At 70.7% G+C, this 14,011-nt stretch carries 6 protein-coding genes; 4 read left to right on the top strand and 2 right to left on the bottom strand.

Going from position 1 to position 14,011, the window contains the following annotated elements; all coding sequences use genetic code 11:
• Positions 1-112 precede the first annotated feature (112 nt).
• Positions 113-1,480 (bottom strand): amino acid permease, encoded by a 1,368-nt coding sequence (locus DIE16_RS12930; protein WP_124571816.1) that lies wholly within the window; start codon positions 1,478-1,480, stop codon positions 113-115.
• Positions 1,481-1,784: 304 nt separating this feature from the next.
• On the bottom strand, positions 1,785-4,076 hold the full coding sequence (locus tag DIE16_RS12935; protein ID WP_124892376.1) for an FUSC family membrane protein: 2,292 nt from the start codon (positions 4,074-4,076) through the stop codon (positions 1,785-1,787).
• Positions 4,077-4,257: 181 nt separating this feature from the next.
• Between DIE16_RS12935 and recC the strand changes: the two genes are divergently transcribed.
• Genes recC through arfB form a run of 4 tightly spaced genes read left to right on the top strand, consistent with a single transcriptional unit; the run spans position 4,258 to position 14,001 of the window.
• Positions 4,258-7,596 carry an exodeoxyribonuclease V subunit gamma gene (gene recC, locus DIE16_RS12940; protein WP_124892377.1) on the top strand — a complete coding sequence of 1,113 codons (3,339 nt, stop codon included), beginning with the start codon at positions 4,258-4,260 and terminating at the stop codon, positions 7,594-7,596.
• A complete protein-coding gene (gene recB, locus DIE16_RS12945) occupies positions 7,593-11,297 on the top strand; it encodes an exodeoxyribonuclease V subunit beta (RefSeq protein ID WP_124892378.1) in 3,705 nt (1,234 codons plus the stop codon). The genes recC and recB overlap by 4 nt, the downstream gene beginning before the upstream one ends.
• A complete protein-coding gene (locus DIE16_RS12950) occupies positions 11,294-13,600 on the top strand; it encodes an AAA family ATPase (protein WP_124892379.1) in 2,307 nt (768 codons plus the stop codon). The genes recB and DIE16_RS12950 overlap by 4 nt, the downstream gene beginning before the upstream one ends.
• A complete protein-coding gene (gene arfB / locus DIE16_RS12955; protein ID WP_044848015.1) occupies positions 13,597-14,001 on the top strand; it encodes an alternative ribosome rescue aminoacyl-tRNA hydrolase ArfB in 405 nt (134 codons plus the stop codon). Before DIE16_RS12950 ends, arfB begins: the two co-directional genes overlap by 4 nt.
• The last annotated feature ends 10 nt before the right edge of the window (positions 14,002-14,011 follow it).

Genomic DNA, 14,011 nt, shown 5'->3' on the forward strand with positions numbered 1-14,011 from the left:
GAAACGGCGGGAAGGGTGGAAGCCGCGGCGGGCGATGCGCGAGGCATCGCGCCGTGCCGGGAGAGACGCGGGCGCCGAAGCCGGCGCGCCGCATGCAAGGATCAGGCGTGCGTCATCGTGACGCAGGCGCAAACTTCGGGCGGATCCGAGCGTAGAACACGGCCGCGAGCAGCGCGAGCCATGCCGCGCCGACGTAGAGCGCGACACGCGTATCCTCGAACCAGCCGAGCATCACGATCACGAAGCCCATGAACGCGATCGTCAGCGCGGGCGCGACGGGCCACAGCGGCACCTTGAACTTCAGCGCCGCGACTTCCGCGCTCGACAGGCGACGGCGCATCGCGACCTGCGACAGCAGGATCATCAGCCACACCCACACGGTCGCGAACGTCGCGATCGCCGCGACCACCAGGAACACGTCCTTCGGCATCAGGTAGTTGAGCAGCACGCCGACCAGCAGCGCGCCGGCCATCACGAGCACCGTGACCCACGGCACGCCGTGCCGCGACGTCGTCATCAGCACGCGCGGCGCCTGGCCCTGCCGCGCCATCCCGAACATCATCCGGCCCGCGCCGAAGATGTCGCTGTTGATCGCCGAGATCGCCGCGCTGATCACCACGAGGTTGAGGATCGTCGCGGCCGACTTCACGCCGAGCGCCGAGAAGATCTGCACGAACGGGCTGCCGTCGCTGCCGACGCCGGTCCACGGGCTGATCGACATCAGCACGACCATCGTCAGCACGTAGAACAGCAGGATGCGCGCGGGCACCGCGTTGATCGCGCGCGGAATCACGCGCTCCGGGTCCTTCGCCTCGCCGGCGCTCATCCCGATCACCTCGATGCCGCCGTACGCGAAGATCACGACCGACAGCGACGCGATCAACCCGCCGATCCCGTTCGGGAAGAAGCCGCCGTGGTTCCACAGGTTCGCGAATGTCGGCACGTCGGCCGAATGGCCGAAATGCATGCCGCTCAGCAGGATCGCGACGCCGCCGCCGATCATCGCGACGATCGCGCCGACCTTGATGATCGACAGCCAGAATTCGAGCTCGCCGAACACCTTCACGTGGCACAGGTTCAGCCCGCAGATGACCGCGACGACGCCGAGCACCCAGATCCATTGCGGGACATCCGGAAACCAGAAGCCCATGTAGATGCCGAACGCGGTGATGTCGGCGATCGCGACGATCACCATTTCGAGCGTGTAGGTCCAGCCGGTGACGAAGCCCGCGAACGGCCCGAGGTTTTCCGTCGCGTAGTGGCCGAACGAGCCCGCGACGGGCTCGCGCACGGCCATCTCGCCGAGCGCGCGCATCACCATGTAGACGGCCGCGCCGCCCAGGATATAGGCCAGGATCACCGCCGGGCCCGCGAGCTGGATCGCGGACGCCGAGCCGTAGAACAGGCCGGTGCCGATCGCCGAGCCCAGCGCGAGAAAGCGGATGTGCCGCGCGCTCAGGTGGCGCTGCAAGTTTTTCATCGAGTCTCCGATATCGTTTTATGCGACGGACCGGGCAAGCGGGACCGGTCCCGATGGCTCAAGTTGTCTATACAACTTAAATGTGAACGAATGATAACAAGCCGGGCCATGTGACCGGAATCGGGTATTCCCTGACTGGCGCAACCGGCGGAATCGGGCGTGGGACCATCGCGCGGCGGGCGCGCGGGCCCTGTGGGGCGTGCGGGGCGGGCGGGGCATGCGTCGGAAGGGGATTGCGGGAGCGGGGCGCGCCGCCGGCCGGCCTGCATGCGCGGGCGGCCGGCGGCGGGACAACTTCATGCCGTCATGCGGGCAGGCGAATGACGCTTGCGTCCTTGCGGATCAGCAGCGACGACGCGAGCATCTGCTTGCACTGGTGCGCGAGCACCTTCAGGTCGTGCGTGAGCTCGGCGCCCACCGCGTCGGATTTTTCCGCGGACACGACCATCGCGTCGAGCTCGCGCGTGATCTGCTTCGTCGCGTCGAGCTGGTCGGCCGGCGGCGGCTCGCCGGCTTCCGCCTTCTCGAGATTCTCGAGCACGGCGGACAGGCCGCGGCGCAGCGCATCGTCGTGGACGAGGTGCGCGTCGGCCGCGCATGCGCTTCGGATCAGCGGTGCGGCGGCGGTGATCTGCGCGCCGAGCACGTGCGTCTGCACGAGCAGGTCGTTCAGTTCGGGCACGAAGCGCTGGTGCGCCTTCGGCTCGATCATCATCCGCTGGAACGCCTGGCCGAGGTTCGCGAACGCGATGTGCACGTCCTTGCGCGCAAGGCGGTAGCGGTAGTCGTCGTCGAGGGTGGCGGCCGGTGTCTCGATCGCCGCGGCGACGACCGGCACGACCGCCGCGCCGTCGGCGGCCGGCACCGGCGGCGGCGATGCACCGCGCCCGGCGCGCCAGACGGCCTCGAAATACTTGCGGGTCGACGTCAGCATGTCGCTGACGAGCTTGCCCATCAGCCGGTATTCCCAGTACGGGAACAGGCGGCTCGCGGCGATCGCGATCATGCAGCCGACCACCGTGTCGATCGCGCGCTCGCCGATGATCCGCATGCTGCCCGGCGCGAGCAGGTGGAACATCAGCAGTACATAAGACGACGTGAATACGACGCTCGCCGCGTAGTTGAACAGCAGCAGGCTGTAGCTCATCACCATCGACCCGAACATGATCGCGATCAGCAGGTGCGGCTCCTTGACCGTGTAGATCAGCGCGATGCTCGCCGCGCAGCCGATCAGCGTGCCGACGATACGCTGGGCGTTGCGCTGCTTGGTGAGCGAGTAGCCGGGCTTCAGGATGATGATGGTCGTCATCACGATCCAGTACGCGTTCGTGAGCGGCAGCAGCCGGCCGAGCCAGAAGCCGACCGCGACCGCGATCGTCACGCGCAGCGCGTGGCGGAAGCTCGGCGAGCGCATGTTCAGGTTCGAGAAGATCAGCAGCGGCGACATCCGGCGCCGCTGCAGGAAGCGCGTGAGCGCCTTGTCGATCTTCAGTTCGGTCTGCTGCGGGTCGGCATGGCCCGACAGGTTGCGGCGCATCCGGTCGATCAGGCGCGTCGCGCTCCAGATGCGCCGGAACGTCGCGAGCACGGCCGCGTAGGCTTCCGCGTTGGTGGCCGGGAAGCTCTTCTTGCGCATCAGCTCGATCTCGTACTCGATCGCGCGCAGTTCGGCCTTCACGCTGATGCGCGAATGCGGCGCGCGGTTCTCGAGCACCGCGAGGCCGATCTCCTCGAGATCGGCGGCCGCCTTGCAGATCAGGTCGCGATAGAAAATGATCAGGTCGGAGCCGCCGAACGTGTTGCGTATGAGCGGGTAGTCGGTGTGTGCGCCAACGAACAGTTCGTGCAGGTCGACGCTGTTGATGAACAGGTTGTACATCGTCGCGCGGCCGGGATCGAGCTTGCCGCGGCGCAGCTTCGGCAGGTTACGCAACACGATGTCGCGCGCGGTTTCCTGCGTTTCGACCGCGGTGATCTGCTTCGCGACGAGATTGCGGTAGCACTCGTCGAGATCGGCGTCGAGATCGTAGAACCGCGCGCGCGCGAGCAGGTAGTCGGCGCACGCGAACAGGCTTTCGGCGAGCGCCTGCTGCTCGATCCGGCGCGCCTGCCATTGCGACACGAGCGTCGCCCAGTACGTGTACCAGAGGCCGCCCGCGAGAATCCAGCCGGCATTGATGAACGCCTGCAGCGGCGTGAACTTCTCCTCGAGCGTCATCACCATCATGAACAGCGTCGCGAAGCTGATCTGCGGCCAGCGGTTGCCGTAGACGACGATCAGCGACAGCACGAACGTGAGCGGCACGATCGTCAGCCACAGCGCAAAGATGTTCGGCGTGGCGAGGCCGGTCGCGAGCGCGGCCAGGAAGCCGATCACGCTGCACGCGAGCATTTCGTTGTGCTTGTACTTCAGCGGGCCCGGCATGTCGACGACGCACGCGCCGAGCGCGCCGGTCGAGATCGTGAAGCCGAGCTCCCGGTTGTGAAACACGATCAGGCACAGCACGGCCGGCAGCGATACGCCGACCGCGATCCGCAGGCCGCCGAAAAAGTACTGGCTGTAGAAAAACTTTCTGATTTCGACCGAATAGCGCATCGATGGGCTGAATGACAGACGAAGACGCCCGGGGCGGCGTATTGACTGGCGACGAGTCTATCGTATTTCGCGGTCCGCAAAACCTGGCCGTTCGGACGAGGTTCATCGCGACGGCCCTTTTGCTATCCTTGGTGCTCCCGTGTGCCCGGCCCGTCCGGTGCGAGGCTCCGACACCCGCTTCATGCTCCATCTCTTCTATTCGAACCGTCACGAGACGCTGGCCGACGCGCTGCTCGACGACCTGGCCGCGTTCCCGGCCCGCAACGGCCCGTGGGCGCCGCAGCAGGTCATCGTGCCGAGCGCGGCGCTGCGCCGCCGTCTGGAACTCGACATCGCCGCGCGCCACGGCGTGTGCGCGAACGTCGAGTTCACGTATCTCGCGCAATGGCTGTGGGCGCAGATCGGCCGCGTGCTGACGGTGCCGGCACGCTCGCCGTTCGCACCCGATCGCCTCGTGTGGCGCTGCTACCGGCTGTTCGCGCAGGGCGCGGGCGGCGCGCCGTGGCTCGCGTCGCCGCGGCTGGCCGCGTATCTGTCCGCGTCCGACGATGCAATGCGCTACGAGCTCGCGCAGCGCGTCGCGGCCGTGCTCGATCATTACCTGACTTACCGGCCCGAATGGCTGGCCGCATGGCAGGCCGGCGAATCGGTGCTCGCGGGCGACGCCGCGCCGCGCGGGATCAGCGACGCCGCACGCGACGACGAGCGCTGGCAAGCCGCATTGTGGCGCGCGCTGCTCGCGGAGCTGAGCGACAGCGGCACGCCGCCCGCGCATCGCTTCCTCGTGGAGGCGCGCAACCTCGATCCCGAAACCGTCCCGCGTGCCGACTGGCCGGAATCGGTCAGCGTGTTCGCGCTGCCGACGATGCCGCCGCTGCACGTCGCGCTGCTGCGCGAGCTGTCGCGCTGGATCGACGTGCGCGTCTATGCGCTCAACCCGTGCCGCGAATTCTGGTTCGACATCGTCACCGCCGCGCATGCCGAGGCGCTCGACGCGGCCGGCCGGCTCGACTACCAGGAAGTCGGCCATCCGCTGCTCGCCGAGTGGGGCCGGCAGACGCAGGCGCAGCTGCACATGTTGCACGAACTGACTGAAAGCGCCGCGTCGGGCGATGCGTCGCGTTTCGTCGGGAATCCCGCGCCGACCTGGCTTGCGCGCGTACAGAACGCGATCCTCGACCTGCAGCCGGAGGCCGCGCTCGGCGAAGCGCCGGTCGAGCGCGGGATCGAGGTGCACGTGTGCCACAGCCTCGCGCGCCAGCTCGAGGTGCTGCACGACCGCCTGCTCGCGTGGTTCGATGCGGACGCGACGCTGCAGCCGTCCGACGTGCTGGTGGCGGTCGCGGATCTCGCGGCGGCCGGGCCGCTGATCGATGCCGTGTTCGGCACGGCGGGCGCCGGCGGCGCGCGCGTGCCTTACCGGATCACCGGCCTGCCGCCATCGCAGGCGAACCCGGTCGCGCGCGTGCTGCTCGAATGGCTCGCGTTGCCGGAACGGCAGGTCGGCGCGCCGGAGCTGGTCGAATGGCTGCGCGTCGACGCGGTGGCGGCCCGTTACGGCATCGACGCGGCCGCGCTCGAGACGGTGCAGACCTGGCTCGCGGCCGCCGGCGCGCGGCGCGGGCTGTCGCCGACGGCGAGCGACGATGCGGCGGTGCCGGCGCCGCGCCATACGTTTTCCGATGCGCTCGCGCGGCTGTTCCTCGGCTATGCGATGCCCGAAGGCGCGGCACCGGTCGGCGCGTGGCTGCCGATCGAGGCGGCAACCGGCAGCGAGGCCGAACTGCTCGGCCGGCTCGCGCGCTTCACGGACGATCTCGACGGCTTCTCGCGACGGCTCGCCGACGCACACACGCCGCGCGCATGGAGCGAACTTTTCGCCGACACGCTCGCACGGTTCTTCGACTCCGGCGCCGCGTATGCCGATGCGCTCTCGGGCGTGCGCGACGCGCTCGACGCGATGCTCGCCGCGATGACGGAAGGCGCGTCCGACGAGGCGTTGCCCGCGGCCGTCGTGCGCGCGGGGCTGGCCGCCGCGCTCGACGATCCGGCGCGCGGCGGGGTGCCGTGGGGCGGCGTCACGTTCTCGTCGCTGACGAGCTTGCGCGGGCTGCCGTACCGCGTCGTGTGCCTGCTCGGGATGGACGACGGCGTGCTGCCGAGCCTCGCCCGCGCGGACGAGTTCGACCTGATGGCCGTGTTGCCGAAGCTCGGCGACCGGCAGCGCCGCGACGACGAGCGCAACCTGTTCCTCGACCTGCTGCTCGCCGCGCGCGACCGGCTGCTGATTGCCTATACGGGGCGCAGCATTCGCGACAACGCGCCGTTGCCGCCCGCGGCGCTCGTCGACGAACTGCTCGACCATCTCGCGCTCGTCACGGCCGGCGAGGACGCCGCGCCGGACGCGGTCGATGCCGCGCGGCGCGCGTTCATCGTCGAACATCCGCTGCAACCGTTCGCGGCCGAGTATTTCCGGCCCGGCAGCGAACTGGCTTCGTACGACGCCGAGCGCGCGACACTCGCGTCGCTGCTGGCAGCCGAAGCCGCGCGCGACGCGACGCGCGAGCAGCCGTTTTTCGCGCAGCCGCTGCCGGCCGAGCCGGTCGAGCCCGTCGCGTTCAGCGAATTCGAACGTTTCTGGCGGCATCCGGCCCGCGCGCTGCTGCGTGCGCGGCTCGGCATCGTGCTGTCCGACGCGCAGGCCGAACTGCTCGACACGGAGCCGTTCGCACTCGACTTCGCGGGCAGCGACGCGCTCGCCGAGCGCGTGCTGCCGCTTTTGATCGAATCGGACGAAGGCGGCGTGCACGATCATGCGCTGCGCATCGCGGACGCCAGCCCGGAACTGCCGGGCGGCGCGACGGGCGCGGTGTGGCGCGACCAGGCGCTCGGCTCGATGACGCAGCTCGCGTCGAACGTGCGGCGCGCGCTGGCCGACGGCATGGAACGGCGGCCGTTCACGCTCGCGATCGCGCCCGCATGGCCCGACACCGACCAGGCGCTGTTCGGCGCCGACGACGCGATGCTGTCGCGCGATGCGGTGAGTGCACCGCTCGAGCTGCACGGCACGCTGAACCGGCTGACGCCGGCCGGCCAGATCATCTATCGCTATGCGCGGCCGAGCGCGCGCGACTACCTGTCCGCGTGGCTCGCGCATCTCGTCTATTGCGCGGTGGAGCCCGGCGGTCCGCGCCGCACGCTGTGGTTCGGCAGCGGCGGCGCCTTCGAGCTGACGCCGGTCGCGGCGCCGCTCGAGCGCCTCGCGCCGCTGGCCGCGCTGTTTCGCGCGGGGCGGCGCATGCCGCTGCGCTTCTTCCCGCGCAGCGCATGGGCGTGCGTGTCCGACGGCGAGGCGAAGGCCGCGAGCGTATGGATCAACGAGCGGGTGGTGAGCGAAGCCGACGATCCGGCCATCGCGATCGCATGGCGCGGCGCGCATCCATCGCTCGACGAGCCGTTCGGCACGCTCGCGCGGCTCGTGTTCGAGCCGATGCTGGAACACCTGAAGGAGGTCGCATGAGCGCCGCATCCCAGCCGCAGGCGGCGCTCGAGCTCGACGTGTTCGCGTGCCCGCTCGACGGCGTCAACCAGATCGAGGCGTCGGCCGGTACCGGCAAGACCTGGAACATTTGCGCGCTTTACGTGCGCCTGTTGCTGGAGAAGGATCTCGGCGCGGACGAAATCCTCGTCGTGACCTTCACGAAGGCGGCGACGGCCGAATTGCACGAACGGATCCGCGGCCGGCTGGCGCAGCTCGCCCATGTGCTCGATACCGGTGACGACGGCGGCGACCCGTTCGTCGCGCGCCTGCTCGAGACGACGCTCGGCGCAGCCGGCGCGCTCGACCCCGAGACTGCCGCGAAGCGGATCCGGCGTGCGCTGCGCGCATTCGACCAGGCGGCGATCCACACGATCCACGCGTTCTGCCAGCGTGCGCTGCAGGAAGCGCCGTTCGCGGCCGCGATGCCGTTCGCGTTCGACATGCAGGCCGACGACGCGGCGCTGCGCTTCGAGCTTGCGGCCGACTTCTGGCGCACGCGCGTCGAACCGCTGGCCGCACGCTGGCCGGGCTTCGCGACGTGGCTCGTCGATTCGGGCGCGGGCCCGGCCGCGCTCGACGCGCAGCTCGCGCGCCGGCTGAAGAAGCCGCTCGCCGCGCTGCGCTGGGACGGCGTCGACGAACCGGACGAATCGGCTGAGGCCGCTGCCGCCGAGTGCTTTGCGGAAGCCGCGCGGATGTGGGCCGCCGAGCGCGACGCGATCGACGTGTTGCTGCGCACCGCGCAGCCCGCGCTCAACCAGCGTTCGCACAAGCCCGACGCGCTCGCCGATGCGCTCGCAGCATGGTCCGCGCATTTCGCGCAGGGCAATGCCGCGGCCGCGCTGCCGAAGGCGGCGCTCAAGCTCACGCGCACCGCACTCGTGAAGGCGACGAAAAAGGGCGGCGCAACGCCCGAGCATGCGTTCTTCGATGTCGCCGATGCGCTCGAAGCGGCGGTGGCCGCGGCCGAGGCCGCGCAGCGCGCGCGCTGGCTCGCGCTGATCGCCGACTGGCTCGACACCGCGCCGGGCGCGCTGGCCGAACGCAAGCGCACGCGCCGCGTCGTGTCGTTCGACGACCTGCTCGCGAACCTGTATCACGCGCTGCATGCGCATCCGTGGCTCGCCGAGACGCTGCGCGCGCGCTATCCGGCCGCGCTGATCGACGAATTCCAGGATACCGACCCGCTGCAGTTCGCGATCTTCGACCGGATCTTCGCGCCGGGCGGCCCGCTCTTTCTCGTCGGCGATCCGAAGCAGGCCATCTACAGCTTCCGTGCGGCGGATCTGCACACGTATCTCGCCGCGCGAGCCAGCGCGAGCGCGTGCTACACGCTCGCGGTCAACCAGCGCTCGACGCCGGCGATCGTCGATGCGTGCAACCGCTTCTTCATGTCGAACCCGCGTGCGTTCGTGCTCGACGGGCTCGACTATTACGCGGTGCGGGCCGGCACGCGCGTGCGTGCACCGTTCGTCGACGGCACCGATCCGGGCCCGGCCGGCGATTTCCGGATCTGGGCGCTGCCGGGCGGTGACGGCACGCTGCTCAAGCGCGACGCACAGGCACAGGCCGCGCAGGCGTGCGCGGCCGAGATTGCCCGGCTGATGCGCGGCGCGCGCGAAGGGCACGTGCGGCTCGGGCGTACGCCGCTGTCGCCGGGCGACATCGCGGTGCTGGTGCAGACGCACCGGCAGGGCAGCCTCGTGAAGCGCGTGCTCGCGACGTGGGGCATCGGCAGCGTCGAGCTCGCGCAGGCGTCGGTGTTTTCGACCGGCGACGCGGAGCAGCTCGAGCGCGTGCTGGCGGCGATCGATGCGCCGGGCGACCTGCGGCGCCTGCGCGCGGCGCTGGCGGCCGACTGGTTCGGCCTCGATGCGGGTGCGCTGTGGCGAATGGAGCAGGGCGACGGCGACGCGTCGCGCGAAGCTGACGACAGTGCGGACGCGATGAGCTGGGTCGAGCGCTTCTCGCGTTATCGGCTGCTGTGGCGCGAACGCGGCTTCGCGGTGATGTGGCGCACGTTCACGCGCGAGTTGCGGATCGCCGAGCGGCTGATGGCCGGCGCGGACGGCGAACGCCGCGTGACCGACATCAACCATCTGGCCGAGCTGACGCAGGCGCGCGCGTCCGCGCAGCCGGGCATCGCGCCGACGCTGCGCTGGCTCGCCGCGCAACGGCTCGACGGCGGCGGCGAGGAAGCCCAGTTGCGTCTCGAATCCGATCGCAACCTCGTGCAGATCGTGACCGTGCACAAGTCGAAGGGCCTCGAATACGCGGTCGTGTTCTGTCCGTTCCTGAACGACGGCGGGCTGCGCGAGCCGCCCGCGTCGGCGCTGCCCGACGCCCGCGAGTATCACGACGACGCGGGCGACGCCGTGCTGCATTACGGGTGCGACGACGAAGCCGCCGAGCATGCCGCACGCCAGGCGCTGCGCGAACAGGCGGCCGAACGCGCGCGGCTCGTCTACGTGGCGCTCACGCGCGCGGTCTATCGGTGCTATCTCGTCGCCGGGCCTTATCTGTCGTCGCGCTCGACCCGCGAGGCGAGGCGCAGCGTGCTGAACTGGCTCGTGGCCGGCGCCGGCCAGTCGTTCGACGCGTGGCTCGACGAGCCGCCCGACGAAGCGGCGCTCGACGCGGCGTGGCAAGCACTCGCGAGCGGGCCCGTGAGCGTTGCACCGTTGCCGGTGCCGGCGCGTCGCGAGCGGCTCGCGGCCGGGCACGATGCATCGCAGACGCTCGCGGCACGTCATGCGACGCGCGTGTTGCGCGACGCGTGGCGGATGGCGAGCTTCAGTTCGCTGACCGCGTCGATGGCACGCGAGGAAGCAGGCGTCGCGCTCGTGCCGGACGACGAGCTGCGGCCCGATCACGATGCGCTTGCCGCCGTGGCGCCGGACGGCGCGTTCGTCGTGGCCGACACGGCTGCGGTCGAGCCGCCGGACGATGACATCCTCGTGTTTCCGCGCGGTGCGGCAGCGGGCGAATGCCTGCACCGCCTGTTCGAACTCAGCCGGTTCACCGAGCCCGATTCGTGGCACCGGGCGGCGCTCGGCGCGCTGCACGACCGGCCGGTCGAGGCCGAGCCCGAACTCGCGACGCGCCTGCCGGCGATGATGGCGCGGCTCGTCGGCGACGTCGTGCGCACGGAGCTCGTGCCGGGCATGCGGCTTGCGGATCTCGATCCCGCCAGGCGGCTCGACGAAATGGGTTTTCTGTTCCCGGCGCCGTCGCTCGAGCTGGGCGCGCTGCGCCGGTTGCTGGTCGCGCACGGCTATCCGGACGTTGCGCTGGACGCGGGCATGCTCGCCGGTTTCATCAAGGGTTTCATCGACATGATCGTCGAACACGACGGCCGCTTCTGGATCGTCGACTGGAAGTCGAACCACCTCGGCAATACGCCGGATGCCTATGGTCCGCGCGCGCTCGACGTCGCGATGGCCGATCACGCGTATCACCTGCAGGCACTGCTCTATACGGTCGCGCTGCATCGCTATCTGCGCGGGCGGCTGCCCGACTACGACTACGACACGCACATGGCGGGCTACCTGTACCTGTTCGTGCGCGGCGTGCGGCCCGGCTGGCGCAGCGGCGGCGAACCGGCCGGCGTGCATGCGCGGCGGCCCGCGCGCGAACTCGTCGATGCGCTCGACCGGATGATGGAAGGGGGCCGCGCATGAACGTCACCGACGATACGCTCGAATTCACCGGTGGCCTCGTCGCGCGCCTGCCCGAGCCCGCGGATTTCGGCATCGCGCTCGCGGAAGGGTTCGCGCGGCGCATCGGCGACCTGTCGCGCCGCGCGGGTGCGCCGGCCGCGGCCGCGCGCTGGGCGGCACGCGCCGCGTTCGCGACGAGCCGGGCGACCGCGGGCGGTCACGTGTGCGTGTCGCTCGGCGCGCTCGCGCAACGCTACGAGGAACCGGTCGACGACGTGCGCGCGGCGCTTGCCGCGAGCGGCGTGGTGGCGTTCGGCACGCTCGCGCGCGGCGACGAGCGGCCGCTGATCGTCGACCGGCTCGACCATCTGTATCTGTCGCGCTATTTCGACTACGAACGTCGGCTCGCCGATGCGCTCGTCGCGCAGGCCGGCATCGCCGCGCCGGGCGACGCGCTGTCGCCGGACCGGTTGCGCGACAGTCTCGCGCGTTACTTCGGGCCCGCGACGGGCGACGTGGACTGGCAGCGCGTCGCGGCGATCGTTGCGCTGACGGGACGCGTGACGATCGTCAGCGGCGGCCCCGGCACCGGCAAGACGACGACCGTCGTCGGCGTGCTGGCGTGCCTGCTCGACGCGCATCCGGGCTTGCGCATCGCGCTGGCGGCACCGACCGGCAAGGCCGCGCAGCGGATGCAGGAAGCGCTGCACGGGCGGGCGGGCGACCTGCCGCCGGAACTTGCCGCGCGCCTGCCGGACACGTCCTACACGCTGCACCGCCTGCTGGGTGGCGGCGGCGCGGCGGGCTTCCGCCATCATCGCGACAATCCGTTGCCGTACGACCTGATCGTGGTCGACGAGGCGTCGATGATCGACGTCGCGCTCGCCGCGCATCTGCTCGATGCGCTCGCGCCCGGCGCACGGCTCGTGTTGCTCGGCGACAAGGACCAGCTTGCCGCGGTCGAAGCAGGCGCCGTGTTCGCCGAACTCAGCGCCCGGCCGACGTTTACCGCCACGGCGCGCACGCGCATCGCGGACGCGCTCGGGGTCGACGAGGCGGCGTTCGTCGCGGCGTTGCCGGTGCCGGACGGCGAGGCGGCGGGGGCGGCCGGGGCGGTTGCCGCGCCAATTCCAGCGCCGGCATCCGTTCCGTTACCGGCTGCTCCCGCGCGCAAGGCGTCGGCGCGGCGGAACGTGGATACGCGCCAGGCGTCTCTGTTCGACGACGAGCCGCAGGCTGAAGCGGTTTCGCCGGCCGATGCCGCGCCACCTGCGGCTTCGTTGCCGCCTGCGGCGCTTGCGCCGACCGACACCGATCGCACCTCGGCCGCCGCCGATCCTGCATGGATCGAGGCCGGCGAGCTCGCGTGGCTCGACGCGGTCGAGCTCACGCCGTTCGATCCGGCCGCTGCGGGCGATTCGGCATGGGCGTCGACCGTTGCAACGCGCGCCGCCGAAGGCGTTGCCGCCGCGTCCCCCGCACCCGCACCGCTCGCGGACTGCGTCGTGTGGCTCGAACGCAATTACCGCTTCGGTCTCGATTCGGCGATCGGCCGCCTGTCGCTCGCGATCCGTCGCGGCGACGTGCAGGGCGCGCTCGACGCGTTGCCGACGGACGAGGCCGCGGCCGCGTCGTTTCATGACGATGCGGGCGACACGCTTGCGGCGTCGACCGTCGAGCGGCTCGCGCGCCGGTTCGGCGCCTACCTCGATGCGTTGCGCGCCGCGTTGTCCGCGCCGGTGCCCGACCCGTTGCCGTTGTTCGATGCGCTCAACCGCTTCCGGATCCTGTGCGCGACGCGCACGGGCTCGCGCGGCGCCGAGCACGTCAATGCGCTGGTGGCCACGCATGTGCGGCATGCCGCGCGCGTGCCGCTCGCGGTCGGCGCACACTGGTTCACCGGGCGGCCGATCATGGTGACGCGCAACGACTATGCGCTCGGGCTGTTCAACGGTGACATCGGCATCGCGCTGCCGGACGCTCACGGCGTGCTGCGCGTGTGGTTCCGCCGCGCGGACGGCACCGCGCGCGCCGTGTCGCCTGCAGCGCTGCCGCCGCACGAAACGGCGTTCGCGCTGACCGTCCATAAGTCGCAAGGCTCCGAATTCGACGAGGCCGCGCTCGTGCTGCCGGCGTCGTTCAGCCGCGTGCTCACGCGCGAACTCGTCTATACGGCCGTCACGCGCGCGCGTACGCGCGTGCAGGTGATCGGCCCGCGGCGTGTGCTGGCGCAGGCGGTCGCGACGCGCACGCAACGCGATTCGGGCCTCGCGGCCCGCGTCGACGAGGCACTCGCGCGGCGCCGCAAGGAGACGTCGCGATGATGATCCGCTACACGCTCGATCCGGCCGAGGTCGAATGGACCGCCGTGCGCGCACAGGGCGCGGGCGGCCAGAACGTCAACAAGGTATCGAGCGCGATTCACCTGCGCTTCGACATCCGCGCGTCGTCGCTGCCGCCCGTCATCAAGGAGCGGCTGCTCGCGCTGTCCGACCAGCGCATCACGCGCGACGGCATCGTCGTGATCAAGTCGCAGGAATACCGCACCCAGGAGAAAAACCGCGAGGCAGCGCTCGCGCGGCTCGATGCATTGATCGGCAGCGTCGCGTTCACGCCGCGCGCGCGTGTGGCGACACGGCCGACGCGCGCATCGAAGGAGCGGCGGCTCGAACACAAGTCGCGCCGCAGCGTGGTGAAATCCGGAAGAGGGAAGGTGATCGACTGACGGAAGATCG

The organism is Burkholderia sp. Bp9090, from assembly GCF_003857985.1.
Lineage (GTDB): Bacteria > Pseudomonadota > Gammaproteobacteria > Burkholderiales > Burkholderiaceae > Burkholderia.